The organism is Chitinophagales bacterium (assembly GCA_019694975.1).
Classification (GTDB): domain Bacteria; phylum Bacteroidota; class Bacteroidia; order Chitinophagales; family UBA10324; genus JACCZZ01.
Window position 1 is genome coordinate 318027 of sequence record JAIBAY010000004.1, and the last position, 21429, is coordinate 339455.

14 protein-coding genes are annotated in these 21429 nt (G+C 46.6%); all 14 read right to left on the minus strand.

Annotated elements, in window-relative coordinates; genetic code table 11:
- Positions 1–292: 292 nt before the first annotated feature.
- Entirely contained in the window at positions 293–949 is a 657-nt protein-coding gene (gene deoC, locus K1X61_09980; protein ID MBX7108963.1) for a deoxyribose-phosphate aldolase, read from the minus strand.
- Between the two features lie 4 nt (positions 950–953).
- Positions 954–4289: a preprotein translocase subunit SecA gene (gene secA / locus K1X61_09985; protein ID MBX7108964.1), complete on the minus strand. Its 3336-nt coding sequence runs from the start codon at positions 4287–4289 to the stop codon at positions 954–956.
- 257 nt (positions 4290–4546) lie between these two features.
- Positions 4547–4873 carry a nucleotide pyrophosphohydrolase gene (locus tag K1X61_09990; protein MBX7108965.1) on the minus strand — a complete coding sequence of 109 codons (327 nt, stop codon included), beginning with the start codon at positions 4871–4873 and terminating at the stop codon, positions 4547–4549.
- 11 nt (positions 4874–4884) lie between these two features.
- Positions 4885–6030: an NAD(P)H-dependent oxidoreductase gene (locus tag K1X61_09995; protein MBX7108966.1), complete on the minus strand. Its 1146-nt coding sequence runs from the start codon at positions 6028–6030 to the stop codon at positions 4885–4887.
- A gap of 101 nt (positions 6031–6131) precedes the next feature.
- Positions 6132–6962 (minus strand): hypothetical protein, encoded by an 831-nt coding sequence (locus K1X61_10000; GenBank protein MBX7108967.1) that lies wholly within the window; start codon positions 6960–6962, stop codon positions 6132–6134.
- 34 nt (positions 6963–6996) lie between these two features.
- Positions 6997–8031, minus strand: a complete 1035-nt coding sequence (locus K1X61_10005) for a ferric reductase-like transmembrane domain-containing protein (protein ID MBX7108968.1) — start codon at positions 8029–8031, stop codon at positions 6997–6999.
- A 141-nt stretch (positions 8032–8172) separates the two neighbouring features.
- Entirely contained in the window at positions 8173–8601 is a 429-nt protein-coding gene (locus K1X61_10010) for a hypothetical protein (GenBank protein MBX7108969.1), read from the minus strand.
- A complete protein-coding gene (locus K1X61_10015; GenBank protein MBX7108970.1) occupies positions 8598–8804 on the minus strand; it encodes a hypothetical protein in 207 nt (68 codons plus the stop codon). Before K1X61_10015 ends, K1X61_10010 begins: the two co-directional genes overlap by 4 nt.
- 338 nt (positions 8805–9142) lie before the next feature.
- Positions 9143–12892 (minus strand): T9SS type A sorting domain-containing protein, encoded by a 3750-nt coding sequence (locus K1X61_10020; protein ID MBX7108971.1) that lies wholly within the window; start codon positions 12890–12892, stop codon positions 9143–9145.
- Between the two features lie 291 nt (positions 12893–13183).
- On the minus strand, positions 13184–16615 hold the full coding sequence (locus K1X61_10025) for an efflux RND transporter permease subunit (GenBank protein MBX7108972.1): 3432 nt from the start codon (positions 16613–16615) through the stop codon (positions 13184–13186).
- Between the two features lie 71 nt (positions 16616–16686).
- On the minus strand, positions 16687–17805 hold the full coding sequence (locus K1X61_10030) for an efflux RND transporter periplasmic adaptor subunit (GenBank protein MBX7108973.1): 1119 nt from the start codon (positions 17803–17805) through the stop codon (positions 16687–16689).
- A gap of 61 nt (positions 17806–17866) precedes the next feature.
- On the minus strand, positions 17867–19225 hold the full coding sequence (locus tag K1X61_10035; protein ID MBX7108974.1) for a TolC family protein: 1359 nt from the start codon (positions 19223–19225) through the stop codon (positions 17867–17869).
- The gene (locus tag K1X61_10040) at positions 19222–19881 is read right to left on the minus strand and encodes a TetR/AcrR family transcriptional regulator (GenBank protein ID MBX7108975.1); all 660 of its coding nucleotides are present in this window, start codon (positions 19879–19881) and stop codon (positions 19222–19224) included. Before K1X61_10040 ends, K1X61_10035 begins: the two co-directional genes overlap by 4 nt.
- Positions 19882–20153: 272 nt before the next feature.
- Positions 20154–21353, minus strand: a complete 1200-nt coding sequence (locus tag K1X61_10045; GenBank protein MBX7108976.1) for an amidohydrolase family protein — start codon at positions 21351–21353, stop codon at positions 20154–20156.
- Between the last annotated feature and the right edge of the window lie 76 nt (positions 21354–21429).

Genomic DNA, 21429 nt, shown 5'->3' on the forward strand with positions numbered 1-21429 from the left:
TGGTTAATCATTGGGTAAGGTGCAGGAGTTTCCCGCAAAATGACTTTGGGGAAGGTGACTGCGTTGGGTAGATATTGTTTTAACTGAATAATGACTGGAAGCTATCTCAAAATACCTGGAGTCATGCTGTCCCGATTGATCAGGATCAGGATCTCTTCCATTTATTGACAGATGCCGAAATAAATCCGGCATGACCACATGGATTGCCTGATATGAGACAGCTGCCGAAAAAGTGAGCCGCCACATGCAGTTTTGCTGAACAAATAATGCATGTCGTATCCGGGTTAAAACTTCAAACCTCCGCTTTCTCCAATATCTGCATGGCAGATGAAGTGCCGATACGATCGGCGCCGGCTTCTATAAGCCGGAGCAATTGTTCTTTTGTTTTAATACCGCCCGATGCCTTGATCTTTATTTTTTTAGGAAGCAGCCTGCGCATGGTTTCGATCATCTCCACGGTGGCTCCCTGGCCGACAAAGCCGGTAGATGTTTTTACATAATCCACTTCTGCCTTTACGGCCAGCGCACAGGCGCGTTTGAGATCACTTTCAGACAATAACCCTGCTTCAATAATCAGCTTCACCACTTTGCCGCGCAGGTGCGCCAGCTGCGTGATGCTTTGCAGTTCTTTCAATACATCTTTATCGTTGCCGGAATAAAAAGCACCGAGATTCATGACCACGTCCAGTTCGTGCGCGCCATCTTCCATAGCCCGTTTCGCCTCTTCCACTTTGATGTACGCGCTGGAATAACCAAAAGGAAATCCAATCACGGTAGCAATTTTCACCTGCTCATTTTCAAGCATGGTAAATGCATTACGCACATAGTAAGGCGGCACACACACGGTTGCAAACTGATGTTCAACGGCTTCGCTGCAAAGCTGTTTGATCTGTTGCAGGGTTGTTTCAGGTTTTAATAAAGTGTGGTCTATTTTAACGGCGATATCAATTCCTTCACGCTTCTTTTCCATGACAGTTTTTATATTTTTTTCCGCTGCCACAAGGGCAAGGATCATTTCTTCCGGTTTTTGCACCCACACGTATGGGTTCTAATTTTCTTGGTTGCTGAGCGTTATCCTCTTCACCATTTCCGTTTACATTGCCATTAATATTGCCGGAAGGTGGTGGCACACTACCCATGGCTCCGCGTCCTTCACGCATCCTGCTATAATCCGTTTTTTCCTGCACCCTTGCCTGGTTCACCTGTTGCGCCGGCTGATTGGGCAAGCCTGCCTTAAAGAGGAAGGATACCACTTCACGGTTGATTTCTCCCATCATCTTTTTAAACAGCTCAAAGGCCTCGAACTTATAGATCAGTAACGGGTCTTTCTGTTCATACACGGCGTTCTGAACGGATTGTTTCAGGTCATCCAGTTGTCGCAGGTTTTCTTTCCACGCATCATCAATGAATGAAAGTGTGATGGCGCGTTCAAACGATTTGATTACTTCGCGGCTGCCGGATTCGTACGCCTTTTTCAGGTTGGTGACGATCTGCATGCCACGGATTCCATCGGTAAACGGCACCACGATGTTTTCAATGGTTTCGCCTCGGTTCACATATACATCTTTGATCACCGGGCTGATGGTGTCTGCCAGGTGCTGCATCTTACGCTTATAGACTTCCGTTACTTCTTCATATAAACGTTGTGCTAAATCGGCTGCCTTTTTCCCCTTGAAATCTTCCGCCGTTATCTGTGTATCGGTGGAAAGGAATCGTATCACATCAAACTTAAAGGCTTCAAAATCGCTGGCGTCCTGGTGTTGCACGGTAAGTTCTTCACAAAGATCAAACACCATGTTGTTGAGGTCGTATGACAGGCGTTCTCCAAACAATGCATGCCGGCGCTTCTTGTAAATCACTTCACGCTGTGCATTCATCACATCATCATACTCGAGCAGGCGTTTGCGGATGCCGAAGTTGTTTTCTTCCACTTTTTTCTGCGCCCGCTCAATAGATTTTGTGATCATCGAATGTTGAATCACTTCACCTTCCTTGTATCCAAACCGGTCCATGAAACCGGCAATACGGTCGCTGCCAAACAAACGCATCAGGTCGTCTTCCAGCGAAACAAAAAACTGTGTTGTTCCCGGATCGCCCTGTCGTCCCGCGCGCCCGCGCAGCTGCCTGTCGACACGGCGGGCTTCATGGCGCTCGGTACCTATAATGGCGAGGCCGCCGGCTTCTTTAACACCCGGGCCAAGTTTAATATCCGTACCACGACCGGCCATATTGGTAGCAATGGTAACAGCGCCGGGCAGGCCGGCTTCCGCAACGATCTCGGCTTCCCGCTGATGTTGCTTGGCATTTAAGACATTGTGTTTGACGTTTTTGAATTTCAGCATGCGGGAAAGCAGTTCGGAAACCTCCACATTGGTGGTACCCACGAGCACCGGCCTGCCTGCTTTGCTGAGCTTCATGATCTCATCAATCACGGCATTATATTTCTCACGCTTGGTTTTGTAAACGAGGTCCTGTTCATCTTTACGGATCATCTCCACGTTGGTGGGAATCACCACCACATCCAGTTTGTAAATAGACCAGAATTCACCGGCTTCGGTTTCCGCAGTACCGGTCATACCACTTAATTTATGATACATGCGGAAATAATTCTGCAGCGTAACCGTGGCGAATGTCTGCGTGGCGGCTTCCACCTTCACATTTTCTTTGGCTTCGATGGCCTGGTGCAGGCCATCCGAATAACGACGGCCTTCGAGGATACGTCCTGTTTGCTCATCCACAATCTTCACCTTGCCATCCATCACCACATATTCATTGTCTTTTTCGAAAAGCGTATAGGCCTTCAGCAACTGTTGCAACGTGTGGATGCGTTCGCTCTTGATGGCGAAGTCCTGCATCAGCTGATCCTTCTTCAATAATTTTTCTTCCTGCGAAGCGGTTGATTTCTCGATATCGGCAATCATGGCACCTACATCCGGAATCACAAAAAAGCTTTTGTCTTCTCCCGCTTCCGTCAATAATTCAATGCCTTTCTCGGTAAGATCTACCTGGTTATTTTTCTCATCTATCGTGAAAAACAATTCCGCATCCGCTTTGGGCATCTCCTTCTGATTGTCGGACAAGTGGTAGCTCTCCGATTTCAGCATGATGGCCTTGATGCCTTCTTCGCTCATATAGCGGATGAGGTTGCCATATTTTGGCAGTCCGCGGTGTGCCCGCAGCAAGGCGAGGCCGCCTTCAGTAGGTCCGGCCTTGCCGGCCTCAATCATTTTTTTTGCATCATTCAGAAACTGGTTCACCGCGCGCTTCTGCGACTCCACGAGCTTGAGTATGCGCGGCTTCATCTGCTGAAATTGCTGGTCTTCACCTTTTGGTATAGGACCGGAAATGATCAGCGGCGTACGTGCATCATCAATCAAAACAGAATCCACCTCATCCACCATTGCATAATGCAGTTTGCGTTGCACAAGTTCTTCTTTCGCACGCGACATGTTATCGCGGAGGTAATCGAAACCGAATTCGTTGTTGGTGCCGTAGGTGATATCGCAATTGTATGCTGCGCGGCGATCCTCCGAGTGGGGCGGATAGTTATCAATACAATCAACGGTTATTCCCAAAAACTGGAACAGCGGGCCATTCCATTCGCAGTCGCGGCGGGAGAGATAATCGTTCACCGTAACAAGATGAACCCCGAGCCCGCTGAGCGCATTCAGATAAGAGGGCAGCGTAGATACCAGCGTTTTTCCTTCGCCGGTTGCCATCTCCGATATTTTTCCCTGGTGCAGCACAATACCGCCGATAAGCTGTACATCGTAATGCACCATTTTCCAGGTAACAGGCAATCCGCGAACGAGCCAGGTATTGCTGTAAACCGCCTTATCATCGGCTATCGTAATAAAATCTTTTTTGGCTGCCAGTTCACGGTCGAGATCGGTGGCGGTAACCGTAATGGTCGTATTTTCGGTAAAACGGCGCGCGGTTTCTTTCATCACCGCGAATGCTTCCGGCAGAATTTCATTGAGTATATCTTCCAGCTTCTGATCACGGTCTTTTTCCAGCCCGTCAATCTGCTTGTAGAGCTCTTCTTTCTCATCAAAGGAAACCTCGTCGGTCTCTGCTTTTTCTTTCAGCGCATTGATCTCTCCGTCGATTTCAGCAATGTGCGCACGGATGCGTTCCCGGAAGGCATTGGTTTTACTGCGTAATGCATCATGGGAAAGCGATTCCAGTTTTGCATACTCTTCTTTAATCTGTTCAACAATGGGTTCAATAGCACGGACGTCTTTATCCGACTTATTGCCACCTAATAATTTCGTAATGAAGCCAAACATGATAATTCTAATTTAATGTCAACCCGTCACGCCTGACCATCAATTGCAGTACTTGCGAAGTATTGGTTTCAGCAGTTAAAATAAATCTGAAACAAACCTTTTTTGCAGGAATCACGAAAGAATCAGCAAGCGATAAAAAAGGAGGACAAAGTTACTTTAAAAAATCCGACGAAGCGGAATCAAAAATGAAACAGAGGCTTGACAAAATATATTCCGAACCGCCGACTTAGACAAGTTGGCAGGAACTAACGTTGGTTTTATTTTAATTTCTCATTTTCCCTGTGCCGGTGCTCATCACGGGTTGATTTTTTTGCCAGGTTTTTCTGAAAGGCTTCGGTGAGATTTATGCCGGTTTGATTGGCAATACAAATCAGGACAAAAAGGACATCAGCCAATTCATCGGCAAGGTCTTTTTCCATGTCGGAGGACTTAAATGATTGTTCACCGTATTGCCTTGCCATGATGCGTGCCACCTCGCCTACCTCTTCGGTAAGCATGGCCATATTGGTGAGTTCATTGAAGTAACGTACACCGGTTGATTTAATCCATTGATCAACCTGTTGCTGTGCATCGGAAAGGAGCATGACAAAATTTTTTATGAAGGAAAACCGGTAGTGTTTTTCATGGCCTGCTCCATTGCCGAAGGGGATTCGCTGATGCGCGGCAGCGGTGCTTGCATGTTTTGCGTGGGCTCATGTTTCACCTGCCTCGAAAGCCGGATGCTGTTATCAATCATTTCTTTCACGGTGCGGTCGATGTATTTCGATTTCGCAAACAGCTGAATGTTACGGTCCATATCTTCCGCAGTCCAACCCCGGCTCCAGCCAACGAAGCTGAAAGGAGGGAACATGAATCCGATATCAGTGAGAAAGACCATCATCTGCGCGGCAACAGCCTGTATATTATCCTGACCGCCGGTAATAATCAGCGAAGCCACTTTGTCTTTAATGAGCACCCTGTTCTTCAAGGTGATCTGATTTTGCACACAGTTGAGCCTTTCCACCATTTTATAATAGAGGGAAGAAGCGCTTCCCCAGCGGATAGGAGTGCCAATCAGCACCACATCGGCCCATAAGATCATGGCGCGGTATACCTCATTCATTCCGTCCTTGACGTGCATTTCAGAAATTGAGCAGGGCCAGGTGCAGGCATTCTGATGCTGAGAATAGTATCCTTCGCAATGCCGGAACTCCAGGTCGCGCAGCCTTATCATCTTCACCGCGGCCCCATACTCTTCAGCCGCATAATGCAATGCTTTTTCCAGCGCTGCTTCAGAGGTTGAATAGCGTGGAATACCATTGTTCAGATTGGTGGTGGAAATGGCCAGCACGTTACAGGAATCCGGCGTTGTCTGATAGTGCAGCTTCTCCAGGTCTTCCAGCAGTTTTTGTTCAGGATGTTCGGCATGCTTCGCTTTTATCACAGGGTGCTCACTGAGATAAATTCTGTCCTGCTCAATTTTTACCTCATACACTGCCTGCTGATCATGATATCCCGGAGGTGCACCGCCTGTTTTGATATTGTATTCCCAGCCATGCCAGGGACAAGTGACATACAGGCCGTCGTATTTTTTTTCCACCTTGCCCAATGCAAGCGGGCCGCCTTTGTGCAGGCAGGCACTGGCCATGGCGGTTATTTTTCCATCGAAATGAAACAAGGCAATTTTGGTAACTCCGATGGAAACAACTTTTTGAGATTCCGGCGGAAGATCGGCAAGAGACAAAACATCGATATAATTCATGGCAGTCAGTTAAGCGAAGTTATTGGCAAAACAACTATTAAAATGAATCAGGTGAAGTTACTTTTTCCTTCCACTAATTGTCGGGAAAAGGAAGCCATAATCTATTGATGCAGCAAAGCGATTTGTGTGGATGGATCTGAGTGTAAAACCCACCAGTCATCCACTTTGGTAAGGTTACCCTTCACCAGTACGGGGAATCCCACGAAAGAAAGGATCTCGTTATTTAAAGCACGCCCGGCTGTGTCGCGCAGGATGAAAAAGCTTTCTTCGCCTTTTCTGTTCCGGATCATCAGCATTGGCTGAATGCCACCGGCAATGCAGCGGATGGCGCAATCGCTATGCGGTTTGCCTTCGCCGGGTTTCATGACGCCGAAATAACATTTGGGATCAATAATCTGACCTTGCAAAGTGACTGAATCCATGACCGTAATAACAGGTGCTGAAACATCATTGCGTTCTTGCTTTGTCGCCTGTCGAACCTGCAATATGGATTTTTCTTTTTCAGCCAGTTCAAGCAAAGCAACACCTTTGCGGTAAATCAGTTTGCCCCGCAGTTTAACCCAGAGATCAGCCAGTTGGCCATTATTGCCGGCAGCTACATTTTGTATAATAGGATCGGCGCCAAACTTTCCATAATTCACCAGCGGAATCGTCTTGACGGTGGGATTGCCATACAGGTCTTTTCCATAAAAAGTCCTGATAGCCGGAAACGGATCAGCGACCAGCACGCCCTGTAATTCCGTTAATTTATCTTTTTGATAAATACCTGCGGAAAAGCCGCGCTGATTGGTGACAGTGAAAGAGATGGTAAAGTACATGACAACGAGTAATGCAAAAATTACCAGCCGGATGAATTTTTTGTATTCAACAGGCGATCGTGCATGATAGCCAATGTAAAACTCTTCGGGTTCAGGAGGCTTTTTAAAAAGCATATGTGTCAGGTTTGAGGAGTGTCAGATCCATCTGCTATGTAATTATCACCGGTTCAACATAAGTGCCTTCAGGATGTGCCTGCGGGTTGACATAGACATTACCATCCACGAGTTTCACATCATATGTAGCCACTTTTTCTTTAAATGGCGGAGGAGAGCAGCCATCCTGGGGCTGATACTGATAGCCATGCCATGGACAGGTGATGCAACCATCCACGATTCTTCCTTCGCCCAAAGGGCCCATCTGATGTTTACAGACATTGGATATGGCGGAAAGTTTTCCGTCGTATTTAAATACGGCAATTCGTTCGCCATTGGCGCTTATTATTCTGGCACGCGATTCAGGTATTTCGTTTATGTGGCAGGCGAAAAGGTAATCTCCGTCTGAATGCGATGGCGTTTGTGCGTCTTTCCTAATTTCGGCATAACCTGCGAAAAAATGCAGGCCGGTAAGCCAGCACATGCCAAACAACAGCAATAAAAGAAAGTTGAAATTCTGCTCCAGTTGCATCACGCCAAGCATCACATGCATCAACAGTAAGGCATAAGCAACGTATACCATCATGTGTAATGATTTCCAGATGCGGGGCGACAGATTCTTTAACCAGAAATCGTGACTGGTGGCTGCCATCAGCATCAGTATCAGCAGGGCGAGAAATCCCAGCACCTGGAATGGAAAGTTGATGAACGAACCATAATGCGTATTGGAGGTAAACAGGGAAATAAATGGATTTACATTACCAAGCGAATGAAATTGCAGCAAACTGAAAATGCCATGTACGAGGGCGATCAGGAACATGGATACGCCTAAATGTCGTCTGTTATAAAGCAGGATGAGGAAACGCTTATCGATTCTTGCGAGCGGTCCGATTGATAAGATGATATGCAGTAAAAGCAGGGCGAGGGTGCCGGTAGCGCGGATGATGACAGTTTCAACCGTGATGGCAGGAAAAAAATTATAATTGAATGTGATGAACAGTATGAAGTATAATGCAATAAAACTCCATAGTACGGCATCATAGATTCGTTTTTGCCGGTTCCATAAAATGCTTTTATAAGATTCACTCATGGCTTCGCTTTACAGTTTTTTTTGAATGATTATCGCTGAATTGTAAAGTGCAAAATCGCGGGCGGATGAATGATCTGATAATAAAATAGCTGAGCGAATATTCACCACTATTTGAAAGCGTATTATCCTGAATCGTAGTCATCAAAAATCAATTTCAGCCAATAATGCATGATTAAGCGTATCGGTAACTGTGACGGTGAAAGGCGGAACGATTTCCTTCAGGTTGAACAGGTAGGTGGTCTGACCACCCATCATTCCGAGGGTCTTGCGCATAGTCTCCTTTCCATAATTTACATGGTAACTGATGGTGACCAGTTCGGATGCAGGATTGTATTTTGAAATATGCACTATCTCCAGCATAGTGCCGCCGGCATAATTTTTTTTGATATTGAATACATACCGTTCACTCACCTGCGACCGGAGCAATTCAGGAAAAGTGAGGCGCTGTTCATAAAAATCATCACGGGGAAATTGTGGTGCCATCAGATAGGCACTGATGGTGAGGAAAGGTAATATGGCACCTATCACCAGCCAGATGCGGAAATGTCTTTTCCTGAGTGGTGCAATCATGATGATTGCTTTTTATTAAGGTGTCGCATCAGCAAATAAGGCCACAGCATGGTGCTGGCAGGAATCAATAAGAGCCGAAAACTGAGTGGTGCACCTTTAGCCTGTTCATCTAATTGTTCCACCCAGCTGAATACAAACAACAGGGCGATTATTAGTCCGGCTGCCAGGTAGAATGCCACGATTATCATAAGAACCTGCATCATAACTTTTGATGATGTGAAAATTAGCAATAATCTTAACAAACAATACAAAGCGGATGCATCATTTACAAAATCATGCGATGGCTGCGATTTGGAGCTGCCAGGTTGATTTATAATTCTCGTGCATTGAAACCGGAAAACCTGACACAGGCAGGCAAGTGAAATAGAAGCTGCTTAACTTTTTAACAATACAAAATGCGGAAAAGCCAGCTGTATCCCAAAAGCAATCATGCTGTTTGCCCGGAAGGTTGCGTCAATAAGCGAAATACAACGCGGCATACTTATTCGTTAAACAAAGCAATATAACCGCTAAGAAGCGATGTCTTTGACAGCAAATAGAATTATTGAATGATCAGCTTGCCTGTCGTGATCAGCATTTGTTGCTCATCGGTCAACCGGAAATAATAAATTCCTTCGGGCAATGCATCGCGGAAGATCCTGACGGAACTGCCTGACAGGTGATCCATTGTTGCCACGATTTTTCCCTGTATATCCTGTATCACCAAGGAACAGTTGTGCAGGTGGTAATTATTGATGAGGCTCAGCGTCGTGAAAGATTCAAACGGATTTGGGGAGATAACAGCAGTGTTCAATATTGAAGGTATGACAGCACTGACGGAGATTACTTCAAAAGTATCTGATTCGGTGGCACAGCCGGGCGGATAGGTGACGATTACGCTATACGTTCCGTTCTGTATTGGTGTATAGGTCTGCCCTGTTGCACCGGGTATTACTGATCCAAAAAAGTACCATTGGTTGCCGGCCGGTGCACTGGAGACAAGGTTGTTGTCGACAAAGGAAATGATGGGTACGGGAGGATATTCCACCACGGTAACTGACAGGCTGGTGTCTTGTGTGATGCAGGCGCCGGTTGAAGTAACGGAGACAACATCTGAAGTGCTTCCAAATATTACGGTAATAGATGTATCGCCTGATGAAGAAATGATCACAGCGTCAGCAGGTACAGTCCAGGTGTGATTAAAGCCTGCCACGGCGCCGATGCTGTATGTTGCTGTATCGCCGGTGCAAATTATTGCCGGGCCGTTAATGGGTTGTATCGGAAGATCGGACACTACGATGACGGTGAGGGTAGTATCCTGTGTGCTGCACGTATTGATGGCCGTTACCTTGATCTCTCCGCCGGTGTCACCAAACTGCACGGTAATGGATGTATCCCCCTGCGAGGAAACAATCTGCGCACCGGATGGAACGGTCCATACATATTCCACTCCTTCTGCAGATGCGATGGAGTATGTTGCACTTGCCCCAATACAGACAACGGTATCACCTTCGATGGGGTGAACGGGTGGAAACGAATGAACAATAATGTCAAGGCTCGTATCCTGTGCTGTACAGGCGCTTTCTCCGATAACGGTTATGGAACCGGATGCATTGCCGAATTCGACTGTAATTAACGTATCGCCCTGTGAGGAAATGATCGTGGCATCATCCGGAACGATCCAGGAATAATGTAAGCCTTCCATTGCCGGTATGGTGTAGGTGGCGGTATCGCCACCGCAAACGAGGGTATCTCCGTTAATTGCCGGCAAACTTGTAAAGGCAACTACCTGCACTGGCAGCAAGGTATCCTGCAAGGCGCAGGCGCTGCCGGCAATTACCAGTATGCCATCGGAGGAAGTGCCGAACTTAACGGTGATGGATGTATCGCCTTCTGATGCAATGATCGTTGCATCGAACGGAACCGTCCATGAATAGTCAACTCCATCCACTGAAGCGATGTTATAGGTTGCCGTATCACCGGTGCAAACGATGGTATCACCAATAATAGGTTTGATTGGAGGAACACCGGGATGAACAGTAACATACAATGAAGAAGTTACTGTCTCACAAACTGATGACGCGGAAAAAGTTACATAACCTGAAGAGTCGCCGAAGATGACAGCAATGAGCGTATCGCCGATATTGGCAATGATGGAGCATCCTTCCGGCAGTTGCCATGAGTAGGAATCGGCACCTGTGACAGAGGAGACGATAAACTCTGCGGAATCACCGCTGCAGAGGGAGGTAACACCGATCACATCTTCCGGATCCTGCAGTGATGGCGTTACATTTACAAAGAGCGATGCGATTGCTGCATCACAATCTGATTTGCCTGCTGTAATGCTTACAGTGCCGGAAGAGGCGCCAAACGACACAATGATGGATGTGTCGCCCTGTCCCGACAAAATAGTTGCATCATCCGGCACTGACCAGTCATAACTGATTGCATCCGGAACGGGTGCGATACCATAGGTTACAGGTTGTCCCTGGCAGGCTGTTGCCGGTCCGGCAAGCGTGTCAAGTGTAATGTATTGTCCAACAACATTTACCGGTAATATGGCAGAAACAGAATCACAATATCCGTTTGCAGTTACGGCCACGTTGCCAGAAGTGGAATCAAACTGTACAACAATCATAGTATCTCCAGCTGAGAAGACAATAGATGCACCGGATGGAATGGTCCAGTCATATGATATTGCATCAGCTACTGCAGGTACCTGGTACGATGACAACCCGTTGAGGCAAACTGCAGTATCTCCTGTTATCAAATTGATAGGAGGAAGTGAAGTGTGGGCAAAAACAGGTAATGAAATTAAAATGGTATCGCAATTATCAGCGGCTTTCATGGCCACCATGCCGGAGGTGGAACCCATGGCGACCATAATCATTGTATCTGTTTGTGTAATCACCTGGGCATCAGACGGCACTGACCATTCATAACTCAAAGCATTCTGTATTGAAGAAACCGAATACATAACTGTATCACCATAACAGAAATCAGCGGCACCGGTAATAGCACTGCTGGCCGCCAATGGCGGTACAACATTAACCTCCAGTGAAGCAATCGATGTATCGCAGTCTGCGCCGGCTATCACTGTTACATTACCGGATGTGCTGCTAAAAGTTACAGCTATTAAGGTATCACCCTGACTGTAGATGATGGAAGCATCCGAAGGAACCTGCCATTGATAAGTATTGGCACCACTAACAGGCGCTACAGAATAGGTATTGGTTGTGCCAAAGCAAAGGGTTGAGGCGCCGGTTATCTCACCCAGCGGGACTAAAGGTTCCGAACAGGGAACAAATTTATAGATTGATCCCTGCGCACCTACAGCATAACCGGTGTCACTTGCCGTAAAAAAAACGCCATTCAGTCCCATGGTGCTTACATTGCTCACCGACCACGTATTTCCGCCGTTTTTTGTTCTGATCACAGCGCCTGCATCATCTACAAACCATCCTGCTATCGGAGTGGTGAAGGTGCCGCGCCTGATGGAATGCCCGGAAGATCCGGTGAACACTTCTTCCCAGGTATTGCCTCCATCCAGTGAGCGGATAATAAATTCATGGCCGCCATTAGGTGTCGTTCCGCCGCCCGCAAAAATGGTATTGTCGTCAGTAACAGCAATTGCGGGAATAGCCTGCGGGCATGTATAAACTGTCTGCCAGCTTGCGCCGCCATCGTGCGTCCGGATAATGATACCATTTGAAAAGCCATTACTGCCGGTAGCATAGCCAGTATCGTTGTTCAGGAATTCAATATCGAGCAGGTCCTGCGAAACGCCGGCATTTAAAGAATCCCAGCTAACGCCAACGTTAATCGTCTTTAAAAACACACCGGCTTCACCTGCCACATATCCAACTTCTTTGGTGGGGAAATCTATGGCCCTGAATCCTGCATCGGTATTGATATCCACTGTTCCCCATGTATCGCCGGCATCTGTTGATTTCAACAGGGTGCCATATAATCCACAGGCAAATCCTTTTACATTATTGTTGAAAGCGATATCACGCAAAGGGTAAGCGGTGCCGGATGATTTCATAACCCAGTGAGCGCCGCCATCGGTTGTTTTCAGGATAGGCGCAAATCCAGGCGGGAATGCTTCACCGACCGCAAAACCTGTGGTTTCATTCAGCACAAAAACACCCCGTAGGTTGTTGTTGATGCCGGTTGACTGCGGCACCCACTGCGAGAATACAGTAGAGGAGAAAAGAATAATCAGTGATATCAGGTATAACTTTTTCAAAACATTGATATTGTCGGGGTAAAGCGATGTGAATCTAACAGGCCTGCCCGCTTTTGTTTTCATGCATTGTTCTGTATTATTTCAAAACAGGGCAGCTATACATTTTATGTTCAAAAACCAAAGCGGGTGGCAAATATACGTGCTCCATTCCGGAACTAAAAAACAACCGTAGCCCCAACCTGCTCCTCCTTAGCATCTTACGGGACGGCAATTCCGGTTGACTGATGATGAAGAGCAGCCATATGAGAGCGTTATGCCGGCGATTTTGGAAGTACAATAATAGTTACAGCGTGCTGGCAAAAAAAAGAGGTTATCCCGACCGGAATAACCTCCCTTATTTTATGCAATTATGTATTAGTGCGAATGCAGATCGCCATCAAGCACAGCATGCATGGGTTGCTTTGCGTGGCTCACTTTCTTGCTTTGTTTACGGATATTCAGCATGGAGAAAACCCATGCTTTAAAGCGTTCATTAAGCAGGTACATTACCGGTACAACCAGCAGCGTGATAAAAGTAGCGTAACTTAAACCGAAGACGATAGTCCAGGCGAGCGGTCCCCAGAAGACTACATTTTCGCCACCCAGCCAGATATCGGGTTTGAATTCAGTAAACAGGCCGTAGAAGTTAATATTCAGACCTATTGCGAGTGGAATCATCCCAAGTATGGTTGCAGTGGCCGTAAGCACAACCGGTGTCATCCGGATTTTGGCAGCCTCTACCACTGCTTCTTTTAATTCGACGCCTTGTTCAATCAGCAGATCGGTAAATTCCACGAGCAGGATTCCGTTTCGTACAACGATACCCAGCAGTGCAACCACGCCAACACCGGTCATTACTGCGGAGAAATTCATACCGGTAATACCATAGCCGAGCAATACGCCGATAATACTGAAGAATACTTCGGCAAAGATGATGGCCGGTTTAGAAACTGAATTAAACTGCGCTACGAGAATGATGACGATCAGGAATAAGGAGATGATCCAGGCTATTCCCATAAAATTGATGGTTTCTTCCATATCCTGGCTAGCACCGGTGTATCCAATGCTAACATCATCCGGCAGCGGGTAACTTTCCAATGCATCCGTCACTTTCGCCATGATGACCGGTTGCTGGCTTTCATAGCCCGTCAACAGATTTGAACCGAGTGTTACCACCCTTTTCTGATCGATGCGTTTAATGCCGGTATAGGTGCTGGAATACTTAATAGTAGCAAAAGCACTCAGTGGCACCTGTCGCACCTGGCCATTGGTCTGATCAATAAACGTAATGATCAGGTCTTTGAGCTGATCGATGCTCTTGCGTTGCGATTCGTCATAGCGTATTACGATCGGATAATCATCATTGCCTTCCTTATACTTACTCGCTTCCCAACCATAAATCGCATTGCGTATTTCAAAACCTACGGTTTGCGTGGAGATGCCTTCGCGGTTCATCCTTTCCCTGTCGAGGTCAATCGTAATCTCCGGCTTATTGGCCTGCAGATCGGTTTTCAACTCTTCGATGCCCGGTATGTTCAGTGAGTCGAGGTACCGTTTAATGCCATTGGTGGTTGCCAGTAACTTGTTGAAGTCGTCACCGGAAATTTCTATGTTAATCGGCTTACCTTGAGGCGGGCCGTTTTGTTCTGCGCCCACAGTTATCTGAGCGCCGGGAATACCTTTCAATGCTTCACGGAATTTTTCAGCATAGATCTCTGACTTTCGGTTTCTGCGGTCGGCCGGCTCAATAAACGCTACGGAAACCTTTCCCTTGTTCGTGCTTACGCTTTGATCAAACGGATCTTCACTGGCACCTATAGACACATTGGAGATCACGGATTTTACAATTGGATTATTTTCCCCCAGCACTTTATAAATTTTCTTTTCCACCAGTTTTGTAACAGAATCAGTGGTGGCCTGATCAGTGCCTGCAGGCATTACGACATAGGCATACAGGAAATTAGGATCACCGGTCGGGAATTGCTCGAGCCCCGGTTTGCTGATGAAAAGCAATGCGATAGCGAGCAGGAGCGTGGCGAAGATACCCGAGAATAAGATCACGGGATGCTTCAAAGTCCAGCGCAGGAAATTTGCATAACGCGCCTGAAATGACGGCCATCCTCTTTTTTGAAAAGCACGTACCCAATGCACCAGCACCAGTTGGTAGAGCCAGAAAACCATAACTAATGCGATTAACACATTGCCGAGCAATTTTGCACCGGCCAGGGCCATAACGAAACCCATCAGTGCTATGATACCGGACCATAATATTTGTCTTTTCCTGTCGGGCCGCACGCCTTCTTTCTGCGGCCGCATAAATGCAGAAGCAAAAACAGGGTTGATGAGGTAGGCCACCAGCAACGATGCAGTAAGCGTGAGGATGAGCGTAACAGGCAGGGAATGCATGAAAGAACCTATGACACCGGGCCAGAACAGTAAAGGAAAGAATGGCGCCAGCGTGGTCATGGTCCCTGACAGTACCGGCGCAAATACTTCACCGGCTGCATTTTTAGCCGCCAGTTTTATGGGCACCTTTCCATTGCCGAATATGCGGTGTGTATTTTCAATCACCACAATTGCATCATCCACCACAATACCAAGGCCCAGCAGGAAACCGAACAGCACGATCACGTTCATGGTCATGCCCATGGCGCTCAAAACCAGGAAGGCGATAAACATAGAAAGCGGAACAGACAATCCTACAAACATGGCATCTGTGGCTCCCATAAAAAACATCAGCACAAGCGTAACGAGAATGAAACCGATAATGATGGTGTTGATCAGGTCGGCCACCTGCGTACGCGTGGTGGTGGACGTGTCGCCGGTTATGGTTAATCCTATATCAGTCGGAACATCTTTGCCCTTCACCTCATCCACCAGTTCATGAATATGATCGGAGGCTTCAATCAGGTTGGCGCCGCTTTTTTTGATTACATTCAGGGTAATTACTTTTTTATTGTCGAGCCGCGCAAAGCTTTCCTGTTCCTTGAAGCTGTCTTTGATTTCGGCGATGCTTTTCAGGTAGATGGGTTCATTCTTTTTATTGTTGACGGTGAGGTTTTCTATTTGTGCAACATTTTTGAATTCGCCGCTTACGCTGATACTTCTGCGAACATCACCCAGTTTAATAGTGCCGCCGGAAACAATCCGGTTTTCGCTGCTAATGGCGGAATAGATGTCAAACATGGAAAGCTGCGCTGCCTGCATCTTGTACATGTCCACGTTGATCTGTATTTCCCTTTCCGGAGCGCCAATGATATCCACCCTGTTGATTTCCGGATAGGTTTCAATCTTATCCTGCAACAGCTCGGCGTACTTATTCAGCGTGGCGAGATCATAGTCGCCGCTGACATTCACCTGCATAATCGGAATCTGTGAAAATTCCACCTTTGCCACATTGGGCCCCCAGGTGGGATCAAGATCATTGGGCAGGTTGTTTTTAGCCTTGTCCACAGCATCCTTAACCTTCTGATTCGCATCAGCGAGATCCGTTCCTGAAACGAATTCCACCTGTATGGAGGAGAAATCCTGCACGGAACTGCTGGTGATCTTATTCACGCCATTGATAGCGCCTATTTCTTTCTCCAGCGGCTTGGTAATCAGGTTTTCAATATCTGTTGGCGCCGATCCCGGATAGATGGTGGAGACATAGATCGTCGGCATAGTTACATCGGGAAACAGTTCCTTCGGCAGATTATTGTAAGCCCTGATACCCATAAAAGTGAGGATCAGCACGATAATAAAAATCGTGGTGCGGTTATCAATGGCCCAGCTGCTGGGCTTAAATTCTTTTAAATTGTCTTTCATCGTTTATCCGTTAAAGGGATGCTAAAAATCTTTTGTGAGCGATACGCTTACCATGATAATGGCAATCGTTATCAATATTGTATTACCTGTCCGGTAACAATGTCCTGGTATCCTGTGGTGATTACTTTATCGCCTGCCTGAAGGCCGGCGATGATTTCAGCCTGGCCGTTGTAAATATTCCCTACGGTAACGGATTGGCGTTTCGCGGTTTTCCGCCCGTTTTCTTCAGCCGCCACATATACAAAATCGCTTTCTTTTGATTTTTGAATGAGATTAACCGGTACGACAAATGCTGCCGGTTTTTCATAATCCAGGATTTTCATCAGGGCAATCATATTGGGCCTGAAGGTGTCTTTTCCTGAAAGTTTTGATTCCACGGTGAATGTCCGCGATTGCGGATTGATCACTTTAGAAGCGTAGCTCACCTTCGAATCAATTTCCATATTCAGGTCAGGAAATGCGATCTTCACTTTATCTCCCTGGTGAATCTGTGCAGCGTAAGACTCAGATACTTCACCTTTTACCTTCAGGTTACTGAAATTCACCACCCTTATACCTGCATAACCCGGCGATGCTATCTGCCCCACTTTGATATCGACGTTATCAACGATGCCATTGATGGGAGAAACCAGTTTGGTCAGCTGGTATTGTTCCTTCATGGCATCCATTTGTTTGCCGAGTGATTCCATCTGGTTTTTTGCCGTCAGGTATTGCACTTCGGTGCCGATATTCTGTTCCCACAATGATTTCTGCTTTTCATACAGAATAGTGGCCAGTTCCAGGTTTTTCTTCAGCGCATCCATCTGTGCCGTGATGGTTGCTGCATCGAGTGCGGCAAGTACTTGTCCTTTTGTGACCTGTTGTCCGGCTGTCACATAAACATTCTGGATGGTGCCCGGCATCTGCGGCGTCACGTTCACATTATCTTCGGCATCTACTTTACCCTGCAATTCAATATAATGCGAAAAAGGTTGCTGAACGGCTTCCGTAACCGCCACGAGCACTGCTTTTTCAAGCGGCTTCTGACCTGATTCCTTCAGCAGTTCAGCTTCCAGCTCTTTAATCTGCTTTTCAATTTCCGCATGTTGGTTCTTCAGGTTTTCGAGTTTTGCTTTTTTATCACCGTCAGAGCAGGAGTTGAACGAGACGATGGTGATGGCAACAGCAATTAGTATTAACAGGTTTTTCATATTGGGTATAAGAAATTTAAAAATGAGGGTTGAATTAGTTAAGGGTCATCCGTTTAAGTGCTTATTTTCCGTAATTGCTTACGAGTGTGCCTAATGCCTTCTCGAGTTCAATTCTCGCTGTCCATGCATCGTATAAGGCGGAGAGGTAGCTTGCCTGCGCATCTTTATAGGAAGTTTCAGCATCCGTCACTTCCAAACTGCTGCCAACGCCCAATTCAAATTTTTTGCGCGAAATGGATACAATTTCTCCTGCCAGTTCCTGGTTGCTGCGCTGCACATCTAATGCGGCAATGGCATTCTCCAGGTTCGACTTTGATGTAGACACTTCCAGTTTCATTACATTCTGAAAGTTGTTAAGGTTGTTTTCTCTTTTCATCATTTCAAGTTTACCCTGCTGAATCTGTCTTGCTTTCTGTAAACCATCGAAGATGGGAAGGCTGAAGGTGAAGCCGACATATGCGGTGTTGTACCATTTGCTGGAAGGAATAAGGTCAAATTCATTCACCTGTGCCTGGTAACTGTAACCGCCGACAGCATACAGGCTGGGAAGATAACCCACCTTATAGCGTTTCATGTTCATCTCGGCCAGGGAATAGGATGTTTGGAGAATCTGGTATTCAACGCGGTTATTGATATTGGCCGCTGCAGTGTTCTGCAGTATTGTTTCAAAATCTGCTTCATAAAGTGTATCGGAAAGGAGAAGTATCTGATTCACATCCATACCCATCTGAAACTTGAGGAGGTTAATGCTGACCTGGCTGAACTTCTCAACTTTATCTTTATCGGTTAACAGGTTATTATAGCCAACGGTAATGCGGTCTACATCCACCTTTTCAACGAAGCCGCTTTGATAAAGTGCTTTCGTATTGTCGAGCGTTTTTTTAAGGCTTGCCGCGTTGGCCTCCAGTTGTGAGAGCCGTTCTTTTGTTATCAATGCAGTCAGGTAAGCTTTCATCACGCTTTCCGTTGTTTCAATTGTGGTACGGTCAACATTTTTAGAACTCAGTTCGGCAAGTGCCCTCGTGGCTTTCAGCCCGAGAAAATAGCGCCCGTCAAACACCAGCTGCGAAGCATTTAGGCTGGCTGTTCCATTGTATTGCGTACCAAACTGAATAGGTTGGTAAGTGCCGGGTTCACCTCCAAAAAATTCGGCGGGAATAAGCGAAGTAGGCAGCTTAATATAATCCGCAAAGTCGAAAGTTCCGTTGATCTGCGGCAAGGCGATACCGGTGTATTCCTGTGACTGGCGTCGCGAAATTTCGGCGTCCAGCATTGCGTTCTTTACATTGGTTTGCGTCGTTAATGCATAATCAACCGCCTGTCGCAACGACATCCGGAGGGTGTCAGTTGACTGGGTTTGTGCGCCGGCGTTAAAGGCCAATCCCGCGAGGATCAATACCGGAATAAACAGTTTTTTCATGCTACTACTTTTTGTTTTTTTAATTTTTTTCCTGCTTTATATTTTGCCAGCAGCCTGATGCCCTGCATGGTAAGAATGCCAAAAAGGAAGTGCTCGAGCAAAGCGAGCTGCACATCATGAAGATTAAATTTGGAAGGTGAAAACAATGCAGGGTTCAGGCCCATCTGCACTTCTTCCACCCGGAGTCTTGCAATGATCTTGATATTGATGTCGGAACGGTACAACCCTTGTTTGATGCCTTTTTTCAGATTGGCTTCCACTGTTCCCAGTAAGTGCCGCTCACGGAAGGCATTGAACTCTTTCCAGCTTTCGGGGTGATATTTCTGCAGGTCGTAGATGAGATTCGGATTCATCTTCGATAACATATCGCTGAGGAAATCCATTGACTGCAGCACTTCATCAATGGCATCGGCTGCATGTTCTGCAATGTTTTGCATCCGCGACTCATTGTGGTCGCAGTCAAGCCGGCAAAGCATCTGCACAATCTCATGCTTGTCGCTGAAGAAATGGTAAATCGTTTTCTTGGAAATGGAAAGATGCCGCGCAATGTCATCCATGGTGATGCTGCGGATACCATAACTGTAAAACAGCTCCTGCGCGGCCAGCAAAATGCGTTCGCGGGTCTTACTCTGACTGTCTTTGCTGGGGTGGCTCATAAATCGGTGGCAAAACTATGGAAACATTTTTAATCTCCGAAGTTTCCATTATAATTTAGATGGCTATGAACAATTGGTTGACCAATGGCACGATCCCGTCGACGAATCAGGAATGCAGATATTGTTTAAAAAAAATATTTTTCCGGGTGTTTCATTTTGAAGGTGAAAAACTGAAAAAACCCTGCAAAAACAGACGGGCAGAAACATCGAAAGCGTTCCGGGTTGTCTGCAAATGGCTGAATAACAATGCAGGAGGTGCAAATGTTTGCCCGCTATATTAATTTATTGATGGCAGTGTTTTCGGTAAGGTTATATCCTGCCGTGACATGACTCAGCAGGTTCAGGCCGGGTTTCTTTCCCGGTTCAATACTTCCCAGCTGCTGATCCCAGCCGAAAAACCTTGCGCCATTGAGTGTGCTCCACCTGATCAGTTCGGCGGTGCTTAATGACGGATCATATTTTTGCATCGTCTTGATTTCTTCGAGGATGGAGAGCTGATGATTCGATGCATAGCTGTCTGTTCCGATACAAATGCGATCAGGGTAGCCGGCAAAAAGCGGAAAGTGCGGCAGCCGTTTTTCAATATAAAGATTGGCATTCGGGCAGAAGCAAAAGTAAGCGCCCGGCAGCTGACCGGCAATCGTTGCCACGTCATTTGCATCAGCCGTTGTATTATGCACGAATAATACTTTATGGTCTTGCGGAAAGTAATCTATTACAGATTGCAGGCTGTTTTTCCCGGTAGGAAAAAATACAGTGGACGGAATATTGAAATGCTGAAGCACCTGTTCGAAACCGCCGGTGCCGTTTTTGAAGAAGGATGCCTCCGCATCAGATTCCTGGTTATGATAGCTGAAGAGTGGCGGATGATTGTGGCGGAAAGAAAATATTTTTTGAAACAGCTCCGGCGGCACACTGTAGGGTGCATGCGGCGTAACTGATGCTGCAAGGTGCAGCGCCATTGCTTTATGAAAGAGACTGAGCGAATACTCGAAATACTTTTCTGCCTTTTCAGGATAAAATCCGAAGCATTCGATAAAAGTATGAAAGCGTAAGGGGCTGTTTGCTTTACTGATAAAAGTGTAGCTGTCGTTGGATATATCGCCTACACCCACAATGCCGTTTGCAAGCATTTCCGTCATCGCAAGTTCGCCGGCTGATGATATCAGCGCTTCGAAGTCATTTGCATGCTCAACCGGGAAACTGTTGCGGTAATCAATCAGGTCGATAATAAATTGCGCAATGCCTCTTCCCGCCGCGATTTTGTCTTGCATATAAGAGAGCTCGACATGGCAATGTGCATTGATAAATCCGGGGCAGATGATTCCTTCCGCTATTTCAATAGAGGAAAGATCGAATGCATCCCGTTCGCCCACGTGAAGGATGGTGCCGTCATCGCCTGTCACCACCACGCCATTGATGATGGGTGGAGCCGAAACAGGGAGCACGAGGTTTGCAGAAAATTTTCGCACGTGCAAAAATAATCGTTGAGCGGCAGTGATTATTTAAATCTGCAAACGATCGGTTTAAAGAAACATGTCTGACGAT

Bases quoted from the DNA above. Each gene is read 5' to 3' on its own strand.
- K1X61_10040 (MBX7108975.1), bottom strand. From the start codon at position 19,881: ATGAGCCACCCCAGCAAAGACAGTCAGAGTAAGACCCGCGAACGCATT.
- secA (MBX7108964.1), bottom strand. From the start codon at position 4,289: ATGTTTGGCTTCATTACGAAATTATTAGGTGGCAATAAGTCGGATAAA.
- K1X61_10030 (MBX7108973.1), bottom strand. From the start codon at position 17,805: ATGAAAAACCTGTTAATACTAATTGCTGTTGCCATCACCATCGTCTCG.
- K1X61_10000 (MBX7108967.1), bottom strand. From the start codon at position 6,962: ATGCTTTTTAAAAAGCCTCCTGAACCCGAAGAGTTTTACATTGGCTAT.
- K1X61_10010 (MBX7108969.1), bottom strand. From the start codon at position 8,601: ATGATTGCACCACTCAGGAAAAGACATTTCCGCATCTGGCTGGTGATA.
- K1X61_09990 (MBX7108965.1), bottom strand. From the start codon at position 4,873: ATGCTCCTTTCCGATGCACAGCAACAGGTTGATCAATGGATTAAATCA.
- K1X61_10020 (MBX7108971.1), bottom strand. From the start codon at position 12,892: ATGAAAACAAAAGCGGGCAGGCCTGTTAGATTCACATCGCTTTACCCC.
- K1X61_10005 (MBX7108968.1), bottom strand. From the start codon at position 8,031: ATGAGTGAATCTTATAAAAGCATTTTATGGAACCGGCAAAAACGAATC.
- K1X61_10025 (MBX7108972.1), bottom strand. From the start codon at position 16,615: ATGAAAGACAATTTAAAAGAATTTAAGCCCAGCAGCTGGGCCATTGAT.
- K1X61_09995 (MBX7108966.1), bottom strand. From the start codon at position 6,030: ATGAATTATATCGATGTTTTGTCTCTTGCCGATCTTCCGCCGGAATCT.
- K1X61_10015 (MBX7108970.1), bottom strand. From the start codon at position 8,804: ATGATGCAGGTTCTTATGATAATCGTGGCATTCTACCTGGCAGCCGGA.
- K1X61_10035 (MBX7108974.1), bottom strand. From the start codon at position 19,225: ATGAAAAAACTGTTTATTCCGGTATTGATCCTCGCGGGATTGGCCTTT.